The sequence below is a fragment of the Stieleria magnilauensis genome (assembly GCA_007753675.1).
GTDB classification, from domain to species: domain Bacteria; phylum Planctomycetota; class Planctomycetia; order Pirellulales; family Pirellulaceae; genus Stieleria; species Stieleria magnilauensis.
On the sequence record CP036432.1, the window covers coordinates 8,306,775 to 8,327,291 of the forward strand.

Below are 20,517 nucleotides of genomic sequence, written 5' to 3' on the forward strand. Positions count from 1 at the left end.
TAACGGCCCGTTGCGGACGGACTGGATTTCGGGAACGTTCGCCTTTCGTGTAAACTGATCGGTGCCGCTTTGCCGGTCCCCCCTTTCTTTCTCGCCACTTCCAGCCGTTGGTCTCTCGCCATGAATCGACATCGTCCCAATCCACGGGGCGTCGGTCGCCGATCCATTTTGCAGGCCGCAGGGATTTCCATCGCTCTGCCGGCGTTCGATTCGCTCCGCAACCGGGCCACCGCAGGCGAATCGGATTCCCCGTCCCCGCCGTCTGCCGAATCCTCGCAACCGCCCCGCCGAATGGTCTGCATCGGCAACATGTTGGGCTTTTATCCCGAGGCATTTTGGCCCGGCAAGCCATCGGCGGATCAATCCACGACCGCCCGCGACAACGCGACTTCGCTGTCGACGACACTCGCCTCGCTGTCCGAGCATGCCGGGGATTTCACCGTGATCGGCGGGTTGGACCACGGGCTCAAGGGCGGCCATTTCGCGATTCATGCGTTCCTGTCCGGGATTCGCAGTGTGGACGCCAAATCGATGCCCGACGGGAACATCACGCTGGACCAATTCGCCGCCGAAACGATCGCCGGCCGCACGCGGTTCGCCTCGTTGACCGTCGGCAGCGATTCGGGAATCCACGGCGGATGCCAAATGTCATGGAGCCGCTCGGGCACCCGCGTCCCTCCGATCACGGGACCGCGGGAATTGTTCGAGAAGCTGTTTGTCGGCGTCAAACCGGCCGACAAGCAGCGCGCCGCGGATCGGTTTCGCATGCAGGAATCAATCCTCGATGCGGTCAACGGTGACGCCAAGACCATTTCAAGACAACTCAATCGCCGCGACGCGCAAAAGCTGGACGAATATCTGACGTCGATTCGCGACGTCGAAAAACGGTTGGGCAATCGAAAACAGTGGATCGACATCGAAAAACCTCCGGCGCCGTTTGCCGCACCGGCCAACACGAACATGGTTGACGATCTGCCGATGCTGTACGAGTTGATCGCCCTGGCACTGCAAACCGATTCGACTCGAATCGCAACGCTGGAAATCGGCGGCGACTTTGAAGCCCGTGATTTCGGTTTCAAGAGCGGGTATCACTCGCTGTCGCATCACGGCCAACGCAAGGAGTCGATCGACGCGTTGAAGAAGATTGAATCGTATCAGGTCGAGCAGTTTTCGCGGTTCCTGACCAAGCTGCGTGAGACCGAGAGCGGCGATTCCAACCTGCTCGAAACCACGTCGGTGCTGTTTGGCAGCGGCATGGGAAACGCGAACTCCCACACGAACACGAACCTGCCGATCGTCGCCGGCGGCGGAGGGCTGCGGCATCGCGGAACGATGTGGTTTGATTCGTCGTCTTCGCACCGTCCCCCGTTGACCAACCTGTACCTGACCTTGCTGCATCGGTTCGGGATTCCGGCCGAACGTTTCTCCACCAGCACCGGCACCCTCTCGGGATTGGAGTTGGCGTGATGCGTTTTTCCACGATGGCGCGCGCCCTTTGTGTCGGGTTTGCCATGCTGGTCGGGTTTGCGCAACCGCGAGGCCTGGCGGAGGATGCGATCGCGTTCTTAGAAACCTACTGTGTCGATTGTCACAATGCCGATGACGCCAATGGTGAGCGTCAATTTGATGCGCTCGATTTGTCGTCCACCGATCACGACACGCAAATCATCTTGCAGGAGATCATCGACCAGTTGACACTCGGCGACATGCCACCGGAGGACGCGGAGCAGCCGACACGTGAGGATCGTCAGGCGGCGATCGATTCGTTGACAGCGTCGTTGCAGCAGCTGCGACAACAGTCATCCAGCACCGGCGGCCAAACGGTGCTGCGTCGATTGACGCGTCGCGAGTACCTCGCCACCGTCAGCGACCTGTTCCAGATGGACATGTCGATGTTCGATCCCAGCGATCGATTCCCGCGGGACAACACCGTCGAACAATTGGACAACGTCGGTGACGCCTTGGTGACGTCGGGGTACTTGCTGGAACAGTACCTGGACGCGGCCGATGCGATCGTCGAAAAAGCGCTGGCCAACCGGACGCAACCCGAACAGCGGACGTGGCACTTTGACGACCATTTTCGCCAGCAACCCGAGCTGGATGGGGCGCACCGGGCGGCGTTTCAATTTCGTTATCTGTGTTTGTATGACAGTCCGCTGGCGGATCGGCCGGAGGGGGCTTACGGGCCGCTGGAAGCGTTTGCCGAAGGCGTGCCGTCGGACGGCGTTTATGAAGTTCGTGTGCTCGCCCAAGCCCTTCACCGTGACACGCCGTATTCGGAAGCCGACCTGAAGATCGACTTGAGTGAAAAGTATCGCTTGGGCATCCGTCCCGGCAACGCCAAGGCGGGCAGCTTGCACACGATGCAGCCGATTCAACCCTTGCTGGCCGAGCGCACGATCGAAGACGGCGAGCCGCAGTGGTACACGATGGAGGTGCCGCTGGATCGCGGTTTCACTCCGCGATTCACCTTCGAAAATGGCTTGCGCGAAGTGCGTCCGCTGCACACGCGGCTACACCGTAAATATGCCGACACTTTGCCTGAACACGCCCGCGGCGGCCAGGGAATCGTTCGCGCACGAAACGTGATGTTGCGTTACGGACAGGTCCCGCAGATCCGGATTCACGAAGTCGAGATTCGCGGTCCGATTTTTCGACAGTGGCCCAGCGCGACCCTGGCAAGCGTCTTGCCCGGCGGCCGGTTCGAGCCCGGGGACGCCAGAGAGTTGACCGAAGCGTTCGCCCGCCGCGCCTATCGCCGGCCCCTGAAACCGGGTGAACTGGATCGGTTGATGTCGGTCTATCAAACGCGTCTGCAGCACGGTCGCGACCCGTTTGGTGCATTCAAAGACACATTGAAGACGGTGCTTTGTTCGCCGGCGTTTTTGTATCTGCATCCCGATTGCGCTCCCGAAACCGATCCGATTTCCCAGCACGCGCTTGCCGCCCGGTTGTCGTACTTTCTGACCGGATCGATGCCCGATGCGAGCTTGCGAGAGATGGCCGATGCACAGGGATTGGACCGCGAGGCATTGCTCGAGCAAACCCGCCGATTGCTGGCCGATCGCAAGTCCGACGCGATGATTGCCGGGTTCACCGATGCCTGGTTGAATCTGCGCGCGTTGGGCGAGATGCCGCCGGACCGGGATCAGTTTTGGCGTTATTACGCGTCCAATCTGCAGCCCGACATGAAACGGGAAACTCGCACCTTTCTGCGTCACCTGATCGATGAAAACGCGTCGGTCGTTCGCTGGCTGGATGCGGACTATTCGTTCATCAATCGAGACCTGGCCAAGCTTTACGGCGTCGTGGATCAGGTGCCGGCCGAAGGGGCCGACGCGTTTCGCAAAGTCGTGTTCAGCGACCGGCGACGTGGCGGACTGTTGGGGCAGGCGAGTGTATTGACGGTGTCCGCCAACGGGATCGAAACCTCGCCCGTCGTCCGCGGTGTCTGGATGTTGGAAAACGTGCTCGGGACTCCCCCGCCGCCTCCGCCGGACGATGTGCCTGCGATCGATCCGGATGTGCGGGGGGCGACGTCGGTGCGCGACTTGTTAGTGAAGCATCGGACCTCAGCGGCTTGCAACGAGTGCCATCGCAAAATTGATCCGCTCGGTTTTGCGCTGGAGTGTTTTGATCCGATCGGTGAACTGCGGACCCGTTATGAGAACAAGGCGGCCATCGATACGTCGGGGAAACTTCCCAGCGGGCAAGCCTTTGACGGCGTCGCGGAATTGAAGACGCTGTTGGTGCAGCGCCGAGCGTTTTTCGCACGAGCGTTCACCGAAAAGTTATTCGCCTATGCACTGGGGCGGCGAATCGAGTTGAGCGACCGGGCGACGATCGATGCTATTCTGCAACAGCTGGCCGAGAACGAGTATCCGACGCGAGAGCTGATCGAACACATCGTGACCAGTGATCTGTTTTCGCGGCGATAGAAGGGCATGCCGGGTTTGCAGCAAGTAGGGCATGCAGTGCATGCCGGGATTGCGGCAAGTAGGGCATGCTGTGCATGCCGGGTGTCAACGCCATCGTCACGCACAGCGTGACCTACCTTCGTCTACCCATCGTCACGCGCAGCGTGACCTACCGGGTTAGAACTCACTCAGCTCCATCCAACGCTCTTCGGCTTGTTCGAGTTCTTGGCTGATCTCGGTCAATTTGTCGTGCAACCGCACCGCTTCGTCGGGGTCTGTTTCGGTCAACAGTTTTGCGTTGACGGCTTTCTTCTCGTCATCGAGCTGCGCGATCTTCTTTTCCAGGTTCTTGATCTCCTTTTCGGTCTTTCGCGATTGACGCTGGTTGGCCCGGTAGTCTTCGGCACTGGCGATTTTGGTCGGAGGTGGCGGGGAGGCTTTTCCGGCGATTCGGTCGCGTTCCCGTTCGCCTTCGTCCACCTCGCTTTCGACGCTCTGTAGATAGGACTCGTAATTGCCGAAGTAATTCTTGACGGTTCCGTCGCGAACCTCGATCACGTTGGTCGCGACCCGTTGCATGAAGTGTCGGTCGTGCGAGGTGAAGATCACGGTGCCCTGGTAGTCGATCAGGGCATCGGCGAGCGATTCGACGGTTTCGACATCCAGGTGGTTGCCCGGTTCGTCCAAGACGAGCACGTTGGCGGTACCCAGCAGCAAGCCGGCCATGCACAATCGCGCGCGTTCTCCTCCGGAGAGTACCTTGATCTTCTTGTTGATGTGCGAATCGCGAAACAGCAGCGCACCGGCCATCGCCAGGCAATCCTGTCGCGTGGTGTCCGCGTTAGATTCGTACTCCAGGTGCTCCAGCACGGTCCGCCGATCATCCAGGCTGGAGTAAACGTGTTGGGCGTAGGTGCCCAATTCCGTCGCGTGGCCCCACTTGATCTCGCCACGGATCGGGGCGAGTGAATCGACGAGGGTCCGCAGCAGCGTCGTTTTCCCTTGGCCGTTGTCACCGACGATGGCCGCCCGTTGGCCGTGTTCGATTTCCAGGGAGATGTTTTCGGCGACGGTGTGGCCCGGATAGCCGATCGCAAGCTCCTCGGTCCGCATCACCGTCCCTTGCCGCGGGGTGACACGCGGTGCGCGGATGTGAACGGTCGGCTCATCGACCTCCACTTCACTCGTCTGCAGACGTTCCAGTTGTTTCGCCTTGCTCCGCGCCTGGCTGGCCGTGGAGGCGTTGGCTCGGTTTTTCTCGATGAACCGCTGCAACTGTTTTTGTTTGGCAGCGACGGTGGCATTGACGCGGCGGTCGTGTTCGCGACGCTCCTCGCGGAACTCCAGAAACCGATCGATCTTGCCGGGGTACATCGTCAATTTGCCCCGCGACAGCTCCAAGGTTTGGGAGCACGTCGCTTTCAAAAACGCGCGATCGTGGCTGACGATCAATGCCGCCTTATTGAAGGTCCGCAGAAAGTGCTCCAACAAAATCTGGGTTCGCAGGTCCAGGAAGTTGGTCGGTTCGTCCAACATCAACAGGTTGGGGTCGTTGAGCAATAACGCCGCCAGTTTGACCCGCGTCTGCCACCCGCCGGAGAGCGCTTTGACCGGGCCGGTCAGATAGTCTCCCTTCAGCTCGAATTGGCCGGCCACCTCACCGCAACGCCAATCGGGCTGGCCGCTTTCCCGCATCAGAAAATCCAACGCCGATTCCCCCGGTTGGAACGGGTCGTGTTGGCGGAGGTAGCCGATCCGCAGCGAGGGATGGTGAATGACCTCGCCCTGTTCCAGTTCTTCGTCGCCGAGCAACGCCCTCAAAAACGTACTTTTGCCGGCGCCGTTTCGGCCGATAAAGCCGACCTTGACGTCGTCAACCAGGGAAACGTCGGCACCATCGAGCAGGACTTGGTCGCCGAAACGCTTGTGGGCGTTTCGCACTTGAATCAATACGGCCATATCGGCGGACAAAGGGGGGGCTGGAGGGCGCGAAATGGAAACGCCGGTGAGGTTACCAAGCCGACGCCGAATCGTCGACTGCGGTAGGCCGCCGGTGCCGTGTGGGGGACGGGAGAACGATCGCCCGCCGGTCGCTGACGCGTCCCGCCGGGCTGCGTCTCAGCACGTGGCGTCAGCCAGTGGCGCGTCAATCGACGAAACGCTCACGACGACCGTTTGGGGGCGGCGACGTTCTTGGTGGGGCGGCGTTTGATGGGGGCCAACGCGTGCTGGACTTGGAACGCGACGTCCGCGATCAGCGTGTCGACGCGGTTGCGGCTGACGGCATAGGCCGCCAACGCGGGAATCGCGACGACCAAGCCGCCGACGGTGGTCACCAACGCCTGGTAAATCCCTTCGGCCAAGTCACCGGCACCGGCCGCTCCCCGCGTCGTGGCGACTTGCTGGAACGCAAAAATCATCCCGGTCACCGTGCCCAACAGCCCGACCATCGGGGCGATGTTGCCGATCACCGACAGGTACTCGATCCGCCGCATCATTCGAGCGGACTGCTCGGCGAGCGCGTCTTCGACTGCCTTTTCAACGCCCTGCCAGCCGTAATCGACTTCTGCAATCCCCGACAGCAGCACCACGCTCAGAACGCTCGGTTCACGCCGACAGGCCGCATCGGCTTCCTGCAACCGGCCGGTCAGCAAGGCCTGGCGGACGGTTTCACTCAACCCTTCCGGCAAGACTTCACCACGACGCAGCGTCATTACCTGGTCAAACACCAGATAGGCCGCCAAAAAGCTGAGCGAAAGCAGCACCACCAAGATGACCGCGCCGACGATCCCACCGCTGAGCACGATGTCCAGCAAGCCCGCGCCCTCGGCCGCCTCGTCGGTATTTCCTTGGGCAAGCAACACATCAAGGTGGAGGGGCAATCCCTGCGGCATGATCGGCTGGTGGATGAGTGGTCAAGAAGCGGTGAACGAGGATGCACAGTGTATCAGTTCACCGCCGCCGCGAAACACTGTCGGCACGGAAGGCGTGAGCGGTTTTGGTTTCCGCGGTGCGCAGCTTGAAAGACCGGAGGGCTCGTGCTCAAAACCGCGAGGTTAGTCTAAGGACGAGGAGGCCCGGACGCTGGCGCGAACCGGCTGATGTCAACCGATCATCAGCCGTTTGGCGCGAGCCTACGGGCCCAAACTAGAGGGCACCGCGTGGCCCCTTGCTTACGCATGCGGGCTTCAACCGACAGTCCGCTAGCGTCGACCGGCAGACACCAGGAACTCCGCGTCGGTCAACAGCGGATCGTCCCAGCGGAGTCGGAGCACGCGGTCTTGTTGCAATTGCGTGATCGCTTCTTCATGACCCTGGCGAATGGCTTGTTGGGCGCGCTGCGTTCGGCCGTTGGACTGTGCGACCGACAGCGCGATCATGGCGAAAATCGCAGTCGGCAATAACGACAGCACCAGGCTGGTGAGCACCATCGCAAATTCCGGCTTGGGAAAATGTTCCAACGGATGGTGCGGCTCTCCGGCTTGTTGCGCCGAGACCTGGATCAGGGTTTCGTAACTGGCTTTCAGGTATTCGCCGTACAGGGCGACAAACGGGCCGGCCATCAGCAGCCAAAAGATCAGCGTGCCGACGATGGCCATGATCGTGGCGGTCGACTGCGAGATCGAGTTCTGCTCGACCGCGTCTTCGAAGATCTTGTGCGAGCGTTCTTGCAGGGCATCGATGCCGGCAAGCGAGGCGACGTGTTGGGTTTCGGAGTGTGACGTGACGCGCAACGGTTCGCCGGGGAGAGATTTGCCGTCGTCACCCTGATCGGCGTTTCTCAGCAACGCCAGCTCCTCTCGAAACTGTCCCGCCAGCGGCCCGAGTCGATCGGTGACTGCCGCGGCGCTACGGCGTTGCAGCCCGTCGCGAAGTTCGTCGTTGGCATTGCGATCCGACGTCAGACTGCGCGTCGAGGTCCAGATCGTACTGACCAGCGAGGGAAGCGATCCCGAAAGCGACAACAGCACGCGATCCCAGGCCCCGTGCGTCAGGTTCAACAGGCCCAGGACCGAACGGTAGGGAAACCAAATGGCACCGGTCGAGGTTAAGAGTTTCAAACGCAAACGGCTGCGAACGGCGGCCTGCATCGGCCCGTCGGGGCCGATCAGCGTTTGTGCGACTTCGCCCGGCAGTTTGGTCGCCTCGTCGTTCAACCGATTGACCGCCCGGGTCAGGCCGGGCAGTTCGTCGGCCAACAGCGCGCTGAGTGCGGATCGGAAGCGACCGTCCAAGGCAGCCAGTCGAGTCGATTTGCGTCGATCGCTGTCGGGGTTGTTTTCCAATTCGATTTTCAATTGGCGGAGCAGCTCGGTGGCCGCTTGCGCGCCGATCTGTTGCTCGCTTTCGCCGCCCAGTTCAAAATCGGTGACCTGAACCGGACGGGCGATGACGCTCTCGGGTGCGGCGGTCCGCAGGTTCGCCAGGAAGGCATCGATGTCCGCATGCAGCGCCGCGTCGTCGACACCGATCGTATTGATCACGGGGATCACGATGGTGCCTTCACTGGCCACCGCAAGTGCGGCGGGGGTTTGCCCACGGATCTGATCGCGACGGACGACCAACACGATGGCCGAGGCCAACGAGAGCGCCCGTTTGGCGACGTCGGCGATCCCTTGCCGGTTGTCGGTCGCCCCCGGTGCATCGACGAGCATGTAAGGCGTGCCGATCGGTTCCATGTCGGCCGAGGAAACTCGCACGAACCGTTCAAAGCGAGGGTCCAAATCCACCGGCGGATGCGGGCCGACCCAAACCAGTTCCTCCGTCGCCTGGTCGGCATTGTTGCCGCTGCGGATGGAAGCGGCCAGCGGCGAGCGGCGAATCAATTGCCGGATCAACCATGATTTGCCTTGTCCGGTCGCGCCCACGACCGCCAACACCAGCGCCCCGGCGGCCCGATCTTGCGAGATCAAGAGACGCGCGCGGGCGTGTTCCTCGCAAAGCGATCGAACTTGACGTCCCGTTTCGCTGTCACCCAAGACCGAGGCGCCGGCGCGACGAACCCGGTTCAAAAACTCGTCGTCAGGGGTCACGGTGTCTGCGGAGGATTCATGCATGTTTGGACTCGCGAGGCAGGATCCCGTTCAATTCTTGACGAAACGTTTGGTTCATACGATAGACCGCGAGCGTCGCGTTTGCTCCGCCATCGACGCCGACCTTTACATTCGGAGTCGGGAACAGAATGTTGGTCTGTTTGAGACGGATCGAGGGGAGCGGATTGCCGGGATCGATTCCGATTTGGTGGCACAGCAAGACGTAGAACATCGACATCTGTTCGACCGCGGCCTGGGTGCTGAGCGTCTGGGCCGTCTTTCCGCCGGCCCAGTAGGCTGAAAAAGCGGTCAGCCCGGCGGCGGCCAGCAGTTCGACGACCGAGGCGTTGGCAACCAGAACGGTGGCGCCGAAATCGACCGGCAACATCAAGACGCTTCCGAACGTGGCCAACAGTGCCGCCAGCGGCGTCAACCCGAAGGCCAACTTCTTGTGACGCGGGATCTGACGCCACATCTCTTCGGCCACGCTCCGCAATTGATCGCTGTCGAACACCACGCGATCGTTCTCATGAAACGTTCTCAACACCTCGTGCATCGCCTGGGTCCACTCGGCGGGATCGATCGGATCATTTTGACCTTCAAACCAATGGGGCAAGGTCAATGGCGCGCCGAACCGTCGAAGGGACGTGTCCAGGTCTTCCGGATCGACGAGTTGGCCGACCTTCTTCGACTTGAATTTTTCCTTGATCGATTCGGCATAACGCTCCGCCATCGCGGTCGGCACGTACTGCTTGAACAAATCGGACGCCGCCTTGGTGCGGCCTTGGATGAACGTGTTGATCTTGACCCCCCAGCGCGCGTACCAGGGCGCCGCTTCGCAGAACGCGTCGGCCAACTGCCGGACGATGCGTTCGGATTGGTGCATCCGAACCTCCGTGATCGCACCCCCGGTCGTCTGTTTCGTGAACAGGCTGATCGTGGTGTCCAGCAGCGTTTGCCGCGCCCGCTCGGTCAACCGCAGCGATTGCTCGGCGTCCTTTTCGACCGCGGCCAACCCCATGTCCCAAACCGCGCGACGCAGTGCGGCGTGACGTCCCATCAAAAAACGATCCGACGATTCCGGGCGATCCAACTCGCGCGTCAGATGGGTCAATAAACGATCGCTGCCGATTTCTGCCGGCGGGTTCTCATCAGGCTGCGTCGAGAGCGAAAAGAAAATGGGCAGCGGATCGTCGCTGGGGTTTTCGATCGTGATTTCCTGGTCCCCGTCCTTGGCCGATTTCGGGATGAAGGGTTCGCTCTTGGGCAATTCGTAATCGTAGGCCCCGTAAACTCGCTCGACGCCGAACTTGCTGGCCTGGGGTTCGAACGATTCCAACACGTCTTCGGGGGTCTGTCCGGGACGAATTTTGTTGACCGCCAGCAAACGTGGAATGCCGGGCATCAAATCCGAGATCGTTTGCAGAATGTCGCCGAGTGAACGGTCGCGGGCCATGCTGGGTGTCGACACGACCAGGAAGGCGCTGCAGAACGTCGATGCCTTGCCCAGCAGTTCACGTCTCCGCTCCGGCGACCCGACTCCGAAGACTTCATCGGAAACGATGTCGGGACAATCCAGCAATCCGATCCCCAAATCATCCAACGCCGGATCGGTCGCGACCAGCGGGACGCCCAACGCGTCGACGCCGCCGCTGCGGTTGTTGTATTGTTCGTGCGCCTCTTCGGGCATTTCGGCCAACAGCTCGGGGGAGTGACCGACGGCATCACCAAAATCTTCCAGCAACAACTGCCACAACGCGGGTTCTTCACGCCATTTCTGGGGCAGCCACAAAACGAATCGGTGGGTGCCTTGGCGGTTGGCGACACCGCGCAGCGTGCGGGCACGACCGTGCCGGCTGAGCAACCCCGCGACCAGGCTGGTCTTGCCGCTGTTGAGCATCCCGGCGACGGCCAGGGTCGGGTAATCGGCCAAGCGGGCACCGTGAAAGACTTGACGTCCCAGTGAAACCACATCGCCGGCCAGATCGGGTTGGACGCGGCGGAGTGCCGAGAGGTAACTTTCGTTGCGTGGGTCGGGGTACAGGCGTTCGACGGCGGCTCGACGATCATCGTCTTCGAGTAACGCTTTCAAACGAGGCCAGTCGACCTGCGTCGGGGGTTTTCGTCGTTTTTGACCAAACATATCCGGTGTTCAGCTCGCCGTTGATTGGGCCAGTGGGCTTGCCGCTGGACGTTTTTCGTTCACGGCGGTGTCACCTTGGGTGCCTTCGGCCGATGGGTTGTCTTCGCTCAGTTCAAAATCGTCCAAGTACGGGCCGTCGAAAATCTCACGCCACCATAAAGCAGCATCCGCTTGCGTCCAATGGGGACTGTCCGCACAAGCTAGCAGTTCGCCGGCCAGTTGCTGAGCGGACTGGGGCCGGGCTTGCGGATCCAGATGCAGGCAGCGCAGCAAGACCCGTTGCAGATCCTTCGCCAGCGGCACGCCGATGCGTCGCTCGGGAGATTCCGGTTCCTCATGCAACTTTTTGGCGCACACGTCGGTCGCCGATTCGCCTTCCAACGGAGCGAGACCGCAGAGCAGATTATAGCCGACCGCACCGATCGAATAGATGTCGCTGAGAACGTCGGCCGAGGCGGCATCACGGATCGATTCGGGGGACATGTACAGTGGCGTGCCGGTCAGCGAATCGACGCGCGTCAATTGCATCGAGTCGTGGTCGATCTGTTTGGCCAACCCGAAGTCGAGCACTTTGATCAAATCGTGAATCCCGCTACGGGAGGTCAACAGTACGTTGGCGGGTTTGATGTCGCGGTGAATCAAGCCCGCTGCATGGGCTTCGGCGATCGACCCGCATATTTGTAGCAACAGGTAAATCACCCGCTCGGCCGGTTGGCGTCCGTAGTAGTCCACCAACTGTTCCAGCGAGATCCCTTCGACATACTCCATGACGTAAAAGAACGTGCCTTCGTCGGTTCGTCCGAAGTCATAGATCTCGACGGTATTGGGATGTTTCAAGCGTGCCGACAGTTGAACTTCACGCTGAAACCTGGCCAACGATCGCTCGGTCGCATCGGCATTTTCAAGGACTTTGATGGCGACTTTGCGATCCAGTAAACCATGCTCGCCCAAGTACACGGTGCCCATGCCGCCGCGTCCGATCCGCTGTTGTAAATCGTATTGTCCCAGTCGTCGTTTCAGTTCTTCTACTCGGTCTGCGTTGATGTCGCGAGGTCGTGTGATCCAAACCAATCCCAACAGAATCGCCGCGGCGATCGAGACGGCGCCGAAGAGTGCGAGGAAGGAATTACGCAGAATTTGCAGCGATGCAAACGCTTCGTCGACCTCCAACTCGCTGGCGATGCCGAAATGATATTCGGAAAGCCAAGTCCACGCGCCGACCACCCGAACGCCTCGATAGCCGTTGTATCCGACCACATTCGAACCGACCCCTCCACGCGTCGCGTTGTCCGCCATCAACGTCAGCGGCCACGTCGCCGGTTCTCCGGGCACCGAGTTCTGCACGCGAATGTCGACGCCGGGATCGCGGACATGAATCTTCAGCGGGCTCGTTTCGCCTGACGACAACAATCCCGCCTGGGTCAACTGGGATTCGAAACGGCTGCTCGAAATCATCACCCCGTGACGATCAAACGCATAGGTTTCACCCGTGCTGCCCATCTGCGCGACCGACAAGATCTTGCTGAACTGTTTCGACGGATCGATCATCAACGCCACCGAGCCGGTCGTCCTCAGGTCGTCTCGAACGGGGGCGACCGCACACATGACCGCCATCGGACCGGACGGCGTCTCCCCATCGCTGACGCGGCGCGTTTCGATTTCGAACGGGCGTGTCACGGACACGGTACCGGCGGTCAATCGCGCGAACAATTCTTGGCCCAGTGGGATGGTGCCGCCGTTGAATCGGGCGTCACTGGAATCAAGCACGCCACCCAACGGATCCACGATCGCCCAACCCAGGTAGCCGGCGTCATGGAGTCGAGCCGTCAGGGCTTGCAAGTATTCCGAACGGTTGGACGCCTGCTTGATCGCTGACTGATGAGGGCCTGACGGTTGGGTTGCTTTGGAATGCTGTTGCAACAATTCGATCGCGTAACCGCGCAGTCCTTCTTCGGCCGCGTAAAGCTTTGCCGTTTCACGCTGGTCGGCGAGCCACAGTTGCAGCGCGTTGATGTTGGCCGCCAGCACGGTTTCCAACGAATTGCGAATGCTGCCCCGGACGCTTTCACGCACCAACCAGCCGACATACAGAGTGACCCCTAACAAGACCGCCACGACCAGGGATGCAATCACCGGCGACAAGGGGCCGACCGGGGCCTGCCGAACGACGCTCATGATCGTCGACTGGCCGAGGCCCCGCCGCGCGCGGGGGGAACCGTCCAGTGTTTTCCACTTCGAGCGTGTTTCTTGACTGCGTGTTCCGTTGTCTTGGGGCATCGTCACAGTATACGAACCGGAGAGGACCGCGCGAGCGGCCTGCCGATTTCGCTTGTCCCCCACCAAGGCCAAGCACTCGCGAGATTCGACTATGATAGTCTGCTGCAACCCTCCCAGCCCGACTCCTCGTCTGCCCCGGCCATTTCCATGACTGCTCGGTTCGTCTTGAACGATCGAAAACCGCGACTCAAATCACCGCGAATCAAATCACTGACGTTTTCGATCGGCTTGTCTCTCAGCGGCTTGATCGGCTCGCTGTGCCTCGGTTCATCGCAGGTTTTCGCCGAACAACCCAACGTCGTGCTGATCCTGATGGATGACATGGGGGCGATCGACTTGTCCGGTGAAGGAAGCAGGTATTACCAATCGCCGCGGATCGATAGCATCGCCGAACGAGGCATGCGTTTTCGTAACGGCTACGCAACCTGTTGTGTGTGCAGCCCATCCCGCGCGAGCATTCAATTGGGGACCTTTCCCGCACGCAACGGCATCACCGATTGGATCGGGGCCAAAACGGGACTCGATTGGAAGCGGCCCGACCGCCTGTTGTCGGCGGAGTACGTGCACGACTTGCCGCATGACGAGGTGACGATCGCCGAGGCGCTTCGCGATGGCGGGTACGCCACGTTTTTTGCCGGTAAGTGGCACCTGGGTGACAAGGGGTCTTGGCCGACCGACCACGGCTACCAGGTCAACAAGGGCGGACACGACAAGGGCAGTCCACCGGGAGGCTACTTTGCCCCGTACGACAACCCGGTGCTCAGCAGCGGTCCCGACGGTGAATCGCTGCCGATGCGTCTGGCCCAAGAGACGGTCAATTACATCAACCAACAAGACGGAAAACCATTCTTCGCGATGCTGTCGTTCTACAGTGTGCATGGTCCCGTGCAGACTCGCAAAACGCTGTGGGAGAAATACCGCAAGCTCGCCCCGGAGCTGCCCGAGGGGCAAGGACGTTTTCAAGTCGATCGCACGTTGCCGGTCCGCCAAGTCCAAGACCACCCTGTCTATGCCGGTATGGTGGAAACCGTCGACAACGCCGTCGGACTGGTGCTCGATGCGATCGACGCAAACGGTTTGACGGACAACACGATCGTGGTCTTCACCAGTGACAACGGCGGTGTCTCGTCGGGGGATGCGTTTTGCACGTCCAATTTGCCACTGCGGGGCGGCAAGGGGCGGCAATGGGAAGGCGGGATTCGTGAACCGTTTTACATTCGTTATCCGGCCTTGGTGCCCCCCGGATCGTCCAACGACACGCCGGTGACCGGGGCGGATCTCTACCCGACGCTGCTGGAATTGTGTGGGCTGCCGCTGCGGCCGACCCAGCACCAAGACGGCGTCAGTCTCAAGCCGCTGTTGACCGGTGGCACCATCCCCAACCGACCGTTGTATTGGCATTACCCCCATTACGGAAATCAAGGCGGCGAACCGCACGCGATCATCCGCCAGGACGGCTGGAAACTGATTCATTACTACGAAGACGGACGCAACGAATTGTATCACCTGGCAAGTGATCCCGGCGAACAAAGTGATCTGTCACGCACCCAGCCCGCCCGCGCCGCTTCCATGTGGCAGCAACTGGACACTTGGTTGAACGATGTGGACGCGAAACGGCCCGAACCGGATCCACGCTACGATCCGAAAACCACCGAAGCCTACTACGCGGAAAAACACACCAAATTGAAACAGCGGCTGGAGGAATTCCATTCTCGGATTCTGGAGGCCGATTGGCAACCAAATCCGGATTGGTGGGGAAGTCTTCGTGCGAACGACTGATTTTTGAGTATGCTAAATTGGTCTTGACGGCATCCAGGCCTTGCCGCTAGCTGTCGAAAGACGACATCGCGAAAACGGGTAATTCGCACTGTTCTATTTCGGGAGATCCATCATGGCGTCAGATTCCAGTCACGGTCCTGATAGGCACGGTAACGATGAACAGGGTGGGGGCGGACCTGATCATGATGCACTGTGTGGTTCAACGGTCGAGCGATTCTTTCGCGGCATCAGTGAGTTTATCTTTCACACCAAACTCGGTGTCGCGGACGTCCAACTGGTCGACTACGTCAGCGATTTGATGTTGCGATTTGTGCGAGTCGATTCGCTGTATTCGTTACGACAAAGCGACGGCATGCGAACCAAGCACGTCGTGCAAATGATTTCCGAAGCCGAACGCCGGATCGGTCTGGCCAAGCGCGAAGTCTATCGGCATGTCGGCGATTTCACGTTGTTCTGGTCGGGCATGTATCCGGAAAGTTTGTCGGCCAAGAAGAATCGCGGTGAATCGCCGGATCAGTTGATCGATTACTGCCGCCAAGGCAAACGCGCTTACGCGATTGCCGCGGAGATCGAGGGCGGCGCCGACCGACCGTCTTCGGAGCTGATCCACCGCATGAGCGAGCACTTCGAAATGTGTGCGTATGGACTACGCGAAGTCCGACGCCACTGGGAAGAAGACGGCGACTCGAACGGTTTGTTGACCTGGTGAGACGTTGACGGGGAATCCCTCAAGGCAATGTCGGTGTTAGCGGAACGGCGCGAGCCGTCCGGTGGCAGCATCGAAGATGCGTCGACAGACCGGAGGGCTCGCGCCCTGCCGCTAACAAATGACACGAAGGCTTGCGCCAAACGGCTGAACGTCGATTGACATCAGCCGGTTCGCGACGCGTCCTGGCGGCCTTGGCAACGGCGGTGTTAGCGGAACGGCGCGAGCCGTCCGGTGGCAGCATCGAAGATGCGTTGATAGACCGGAGGGCTCGCGCCCTGCCGCTAACATGATGCACCCCGTTTCACGGAATGCCCGTCTACTCGGGCAAACGTCCCGTTTGGATCTTGGGGAACGTGCCGGTCAAGCCTTCTTTCATGAAGGCGACGAGATCAGCTTTCTCCTGGTCGGTCAAGTTCAGCACCTTCATCTTGTCGCTCAACCAAGGGTTCTTGTGTCCGCCCTTGTCATACCAGTCGACGACCTCTTGAAGGGTCTTCTGGCTGCCATCATGCATGTAAGGCGCCGAGAGCGCGATGTTTCGCAGCGTCGGTGTCTTGAAGGCTCCCTTGTCCTTTTCTTCTTTCGTGACCTCGTAACGTCCCAGATCGGGTTCGTCCGCCTCCATGCCGACACCTAAGTTGTGGTACTGCTCGTCGGTGAAATTCGCCCCCGCATGACAGGTGGCACAGTTCGCTTTTCCGGCAAACAGCTTCATCCCCCGCTTGGCCGATTCGCTCATCGGGTTCTCCGCGATCGCGGCCTTGATTGCATCGTATTGGGCCTTCAACTCTGGTTCTTCGTCCAAGTACTCCAGGTCGTCGGCGAACAGTTTCTCAAACGTGTCCAGATCGTTTTGGTAGTCGTAGGGTGCCGGTCCGGTGACGAGCGCCCGTTCGAACGCGGCGATCGCTTTGCCGACATTGTCGATCGTCACGCCGTCGCCAAACACCTTCTCGAACTGAAGCTTGTAGATCGGATTGGCGGCCAAATCGGCGACGCAGGTTTCGTGGTTGTTGCCCATCTCGATGGGGTTGGCGATCGGGCCGACCGCTTGCTCTTCCAGGGTGGCGGCGCGGCCGTCCCAAAACTGGGCCTGGCTGACAATGCGGTTGTAGGCGACCGGTGAATTCCGACCGCCTTCTTGACCACGCACCCCGACGCCGAACTGGGTCTGGGCGCCGTATCCTTGGGCGGGGTCGTGACAGGAGGCACACGAAATCGTGTTGTCATTGGACAATCGGGGATCGAAATACAATTGACGCCCGAGTTCGATCTTCGCCCGCGTCAGGGGATTGTCTTCCGGAATGAAGATGTTTCCTTGGGCGGCGCTGAGCCCCTTGGGCAGTGTGACCGATAACGTTTCATGTTGCTTCGGTTGGGACAGCCAGTCGCGGACTTCTTGCAACGTCAGTTTTCCGCTGCCCGGGATCCCCATCAGCAGCGAATGGTCTTCGCCGAGTGTGATCGTGGCGGATGGGGAAGGGGCGGACTGGGATGGGGCAGAACTGTCCAGCGGCTCGGCGTTGGCGATCGAAACCAGGCCGACCGAAACCAGGCCGATCGAAGCAAGGCAAATCGGTGTCAGCGAAAACAGGGATCGCAACAAAGAACGTTTCGGTTTTGACATCGTGAATGTGGGCTCTCGAAGGTGGGATGGAAAGCGGATGGAGTCGTTGGCGTTAGCTTTCAGCTTGCGGTCGAGCTGGATTGCAAGCTGGAAGCTTACGCCACGTTCACTCTAACTGAGCGGCAAAATTGATTGGTCGTCATCGACCAGGAAATCGGCGATTTTTCGGCCCGTGACACTCAACGGCAGTGTGCGGATTTGGTCAAGTGAGACCCATTGCCACGGTGCCGGTGATTTTGGGGCTGCCACGGCATTTGAAAATGCTGCTTGGTGCACGTGCAGCGAAATGCGAAACTTGGTGACCGCATGACGAAGGGTCTGCAGCCGAACTCCGGCGGCAACTTCTGCGCCCAATTGCTGCGACAGCCAGCCGGCCGCCGCGTCGACCGATTCGGTCGCCGCGTCGGTGCAACGGGGGAAATCCCAAAGCCCCGCCCAGCGTCCGCCATCGGGCAGCGGGCGGGCAAGGTACTGCGTCGCCCCTCGTTGTTCGCGGCTGAGGATCAGCGCGAATTCCGTTCGATCCTCGTAGGCGATGCGTTTGATCTTTCCTGGGATCTCGGCCTGTAGACCGAGTTCGGCGGCGCGGCAGTGGTTGTGAACCGGGCACTGGTCGCATTTCGGATTCTTGGGCAGACAGACCAACGCGCCCAGTTCCATCGCCGCTTGATTGAATTGTCCGCTGCCGCTGCGGGGCAGCATCCGAGTGGCTACGTCCCATAACAGTTTGTTGGCGTCGCGATCGGTGGGCGGGACCCGCAGTGCGATCCATCGGCTGTAGACACGCTGCGTGTTCCCTTCGAGCACCGGAAGTTTTGCGCCGGCTGCGATCGAGAGCACGGCACCGGCGGTGTAACGTCCGACGCCGGGCAGCGCCAGCACTTGTTCATAGTCCAAGGGAAACTCGCCGCCATGCTCGGTCATGATTTGCTTGGCGGCGGCGTGCATCGATCGGACGCGACGATAATACCCCAGGCCTTCCCAGTGACGCATCAACTCGGACTCTTCGGCGGCGGCCAAATCGGCGACGGTGGGAAACGATTTCATCCAGCGTCGGTAGTACGGCAACACCGTCGCCACCTGGGTCTGTTGCAGCATGATCTCGCTGACCCAAACGTGGTACGGCGTCGGATCGCTGCGCCACGGCATTTCCCGGGCATGGTTTGAAAACCAGGCGAGCAGCTTGCGACGCAATCCGGTTCGCCAGCGGGTCTGCTGCCAATCGTCGTGGTGTGGCGGGGTCTCAGTCGGCAAGGTGTCGCGTCGTCTGGGGCTCTATTGGTTTTGCTGTTTCTTCAGCGTTGCGATGGTGTCAAACACTTCGTTGCCACGCCGGTAGCGGATCGCAATCTCGTCGCCGGGAATGTGCGTGTTGATCTGTTGTTGCAGATCATCAAACCGAGTGATCTTGGCGTCGTCGATTCGAATGACCACGTCCCCGGCTTGCAAGCCGGCGTCCGCGGCGCCGCTGCCGGGCGTGACTTGGCTGACTTCACAGGTGTCCTGCAGCGTCGTGCGACACATCACGCCCAAGAAACCGCCGCGACGCAGCGTGATGTCCAGCCCCGGCATTTCGACACGCAACCGTTCGACACGCTGTTCGGAAACCCCCGTGCCCATCAAGTGCAGGGCATCACGCAATCGGACGCGGGTCAGTTCGGTCAACAGTTCTTCATTGAGACGCACGTACCGCAATTCGATCGCATCGAGTCGCGAACGTTGTTGCAACGTCTGGACGGCCGGCACCGTCAGCTCGCAATCGGCGATCACCAACGTCGTCAAGTCGGGCATCTTCATCACCGCGGCCAGTGTTTCCGCTGTCGCCATCGCGTCTTCGATGACGACAAAATCGATCTCACGAATCCAACGCAACCAGGCCAGCGCTTCGATGTCGCCGTTGAATTGCCGGTTGATCCGAACAATCTCGTGCGAGGTGCTGCGAGAGGCCAAGGCGACGGTGTCGATGCCGATGAAGACGCCGGCGCCGGAGAGCTGGACCCTGGCTTCGCGGCCACGCGATTCGGCGAACGATTCCAGTGTCGACTTGGCCAACGTGGCTTTGGTGCCAAAGCTTGTCGCGGCGATCGATTCCAGCGTTGCGAGCGCCCCATCGGTCTGCCACGGCGGTTCGTCTTCGGCGACTTTCGCCAAGATCAGGATGACGTTTTCGACCGTTTCCAAATCGCCGCCGTCGAGCATGTCGCGCAAGACCGGGACGGAATCCAGTCCGCCGTCGATCAGGTGGCGGCGCGCCGATTGGCGGCGGAGAAAGCGTTCGTGGGACAGCTGGCTGGCCCAGTACTCGAGCGTCCGCTCATCGCGGGGAACCCGGCGCGGCGGCTCGTCGGCCGCCGGTGGCGTGTCGTTCTGCTCGGCGTTCTGCTCAGCCAACGCTGCCGCGGCGGGCGGCTTGGATGACTGCGCTGCAGCCGGTCCGGTGGGAACCTGAGCTGTGGGAACCTGAGCGGTGGCCGGAATGCCAACGAGGATCAGAGACGCCGCCCAGACCAAGCCGGCGACGTAGCGGTCAAGTCGATGCTTGCCAGGGGCGTCCAAGATCAAATCGTTCTCCGCTAACCGATGCACCAGCGATCGTTGAACCACTCGACACGGTCCGCACGGCGCGGGTTGTATTTCGTCTCGGGGTTGAACTTGTGGGTTTTCAAGAACGACATGAACGCCTTGCCCGGCACTTCGGCGTGCTGGGCGATGATGTCGACATGCTCGCTTTCCGGTTTCCAGTCGTACAGGATCTTGTTGTCGGATTCGAATTTTTCGTCCAGGTACTCGATGTTGGCGGAACTGCAAACGACAAAGTCGCAATCGCGTTTGCAAAGGAAATTCAACAGTTTGCTGGCCAAGGCGCGGGTCTCGGCGAGCTGACCGTCACAGGTTGCCGACGCGATGTTCCAAATGGAGACGAAACTGTGCTCGTCCTGGTCGTCCGGTGAAATTTTGAAATCGATTTCGTCTTCGGCGGCTGCCATGCTGAAAAGCCTTTTCAGATTGGGAATGATTGGGGATGTCTGTCC

General features: G+C 60.5%; 13 protein-coding genes. 4 read left to right on the forward strand and 9 right to left on the reverse strand.

Annotation, left to right across the window (positions count from 1 at the left end):
* The first annotated feature begins 120 nt into the window (after positions 1-120).
* Together TBK1r_RS29950 and TBK1r_RS29955 are read left to right on the forward strand one after the other, a co-directional pair.
* A complete protein-coding gene (locus TBK1r_RS29950; protein WP_145218839.1) occupies positions 121-1,467 on the forward strand; it encodes a DUF1552 domain-containing protein in 1,347 nt (448 codons plus the stop codon).
* Positions 1,467-3,938, forward strand: coding sequence for a DUF1592 domain-containing protein (locus TBK1r_RS29955; RefSeq protein ID WP_419580528.1), 2,472 nt, complete (start codon positions 1,467-1,469; stop codon positions 3,936-3,938). Before TBK1r_RS29950 ends, TBK1r_RS29955 begins: the two co-directional genes overlap by 1 nt.
* Before the next feature lie 156 nt (positions 3,939-4,094).
* Here the strand turns inward: TBK1r_RS29955 and TBK1r_RS29960 are convergent, their stop codons facing one another.
* From TBK1r_RS29960 to TBK1r_RS29980, 5 genes are all read right to left on the reverse strand, one after another.
* The gene (locus TBK1r_RS29960) at positions 4,095-5,876 is read right to left on the reverse strand and encodes an ABC-F family ATP-binding cassette domain-containing protein (protein WP_145218844.1); all 1,782 of its coding nucleotides are present in this window, start codon (positions 5,874-5,876) and stop codon (positions 4,095-4,097) included.
* A 203-nt stretch (positions 5,877-6,079) separates the two neighbouring features.
* Complete coding sequence (locus TBK1r_RS29965; RefSeq protein WP_145218846.1) at positions 6,080-6,811, reverse strand: MotA/TolQ/ExbB proton channel family protein; 732 nt, start codon at positions 6,809-6,811, stop codon at positions 6,080-6,082.
* Between the two features lie 309 nt (positions 6,812-7,120).
* Positions 7,121-8,974: a GTPase domain-containing protein gene (locus TBK1r_RS29970; protein ID WP_145218848.1), complete on the reverse strand. Its 1,854-nt coding sequence runs from the start codon at positions 8,972-8,974 to the stop codon at positions 7,121-7,123.
* The gene (locus TBK1r_RS29975; protein ID WP_145218850.1) at positions 8,967-11,093 is read right to left on the reverse strand and encodes a hypothetical protein; all 2,127 of its coding nucleotides are present in this window, start codon (positions 11,091-11,093) and stop codon (positions 8,967-8,969) included. Before TBK1r_RS29975 ends, TBK1r_RS29970 begins: the two co-directional genes overlap by 8 nt.
* Before the next feature lie 9 nt (positions 11,094-11,102).
* Complete coding sequence (locus TBK1r_RS29980) at positions 11,103-13,370, reverse strand: serine/threonine-protein kinase (protein ID WP_145218851.1); 2,268 nt, start codon at positions 13,368-13,370, stop codon at positions 11,103-11,105.
* A 147-nt stretch (positions 13,371-13,517) separates the two neighbouring features.
* Between TBK1r_RS29980 and TBK1r_RS29985 the strand changes: the two genes are divergently transcribed.
* Positions 13,518-15,149 (forward strand): sulfatase, encoded by a 1,632-nt coding sequence (locus TBK1r_RS29985; protein ID WP_145218853.1) that lies wholly within the window; start codon positions 13,518-13,520, stop codon positions 15,147-15,149.
* A gap of 112 nt (positions 15,150-15,261) precedes the next feature.
* Positions 15,262-15,858, forward strand: coding sequence for a hypothetical protein (locus tag TBK1r_RS29990; protein ID WP_419580529.1), 597 nt, complete (start codon positions 15,262-15,264; stop codon positions 15,856-15,858).
* A gap of 316 nt (positions 15,859-16,174) precedes the next feature.
* Here the strand turns inward: TBK1r_RS29990 and TBK1r_RS29995 are convergent, their stop codons facing one another.
* The 4 genes from TBK1r_RS29995 to TBK1r_RS30010 form a co-directional block, all read right to left on the reverse strand.
* Positions 16,175-17,485 (reverse strand): cytochrome-c peroxidase, encoded by a 1,311-nt coding sequence (locus TBK1r_RS29995; protein ID WP_145218855.1) that lies wholly within the window; start codon positions 17,483-17,485, stop codon positions 16,175-16,177.
* Between the two features lie 111 nt (positions 17,486-17,596).
* Positions 17,597-18,739: an A/G-specific adenine glycosylase gene (gene mutY / locus TBK1r_RS30000; protein ID WP_419580530.1), complete on the reverse strand. Its 1,143-nt coding sequence runs from the start codon at positions 18,737-18,739 to the stop codon at positions 17,597-17,599.
* 21 nt (positions 18,740-18,760) lie between these two features.
* Positions 18,761-20,089: a PDZ domain-containing protein gene (locus tag TBK1r_RS30005; protein WP_419580531.1), complete on the reverse strand. Its 1,329-nt coding sequence runs from the start codon at positions 20,087-20,089 to the stop codon at positions 18,761-18,763.
* Positions 20,059-20,472 (reverse strand): hypothetical protein, encoded by a 414-nt coding sequence (locus TBK1r_RS30010; protein ID WP_145218859.1) that lies wholly within the window; start codon positions 20,470-20,472, stop codon positions 20,059-20,061. Before TBK1r_RS30010 ends, TBK1r_RS30005 begins: the two co-directional genes overlap by 31 nt.
* Positions 20,473-20,517: the final 45 nt, after the last annotated feature.

Bases quoted from the DNA above. Each gene is read 5' to 3' on its own strand.
- TBK1r_RS29950 (WP_145218839.1), top strand. From the start codon at position 121: ATGAATCGACATCGTCCCAATCCACGGGGCGTCGGTCGCCGATCCATT.
- TBK1r_RS29955 (WP_419580528.1), top strand. From the start codon at position 1,467: ATGCGTTTTTCCACGATGGCGCGCGCCCTTTGTGTCGGGTTTGCCATG.
- TBK1r_RS29960 (WP_145218844.1), bottom strand. From the start codon at position 5,876: ATGGCCGTATTGATTCAAGTGCGAAACGCCCACAAGCGTTTCGGCGAC.
- TBK1r_RS29965 (WP_145218846.1), bottom strand. From the start codon at position 6,811: ATGCCGCAGGGATTGCCCCTCCACCTTGATGTGTTGCTTGCCCAAGGA.
- TBK1r_RS29970 (WP_145218848.1), bottom strand. From the start codon at position 8,974: ATGCATGAATCCTCCGCAGACACCGTGACCCCTGACGACGAGTTTTTG.
- TBK1r_RS29975 (WP_145218850.1), bottom strand. From the start codon at position 11,093: ATGTTTGGTCAAAAACGACGAAAACCCCCGACGCAGGTCGACTGGCCT.
- TBK1r_RS29980 (WP_145218851.1), bottom strand. From the start codon at position 13,370: ATGCCCCAAGACAACGGAACACGCAGTCAAGAAACACGCTCGAAGTGG.
- TBK1r_RS29985 (WP_145218853.1), top strand. From the start codon at position 13,518: ATGACTGCTCGGTTCGTCTTGAACGATCGAAAACCGCGACTCAAATCA.
- TBK1r_RS29990 (WP_419580529.1), top strand. From the start codon at position 15,262: ATGGCGTCAGATTCCAGTCACGGTCCTGATAGGCACGGTAACGATGAA.
- TBK1r_RS29995 (WP_145218855.1), bottom strand. From the start codon at position 17,485: ATGTCAAAACCGAAACGTTCTTTGTTGCGATCCCTGTTTTCGCTGACA.
- TBK1r_RS30010 (WP_145218859.1), bottom strand. From the start codon at position 20,472: ATGGCAGCCGCCGAAGACGAAATCGATTTCAAAATTTCACCGGACGAC.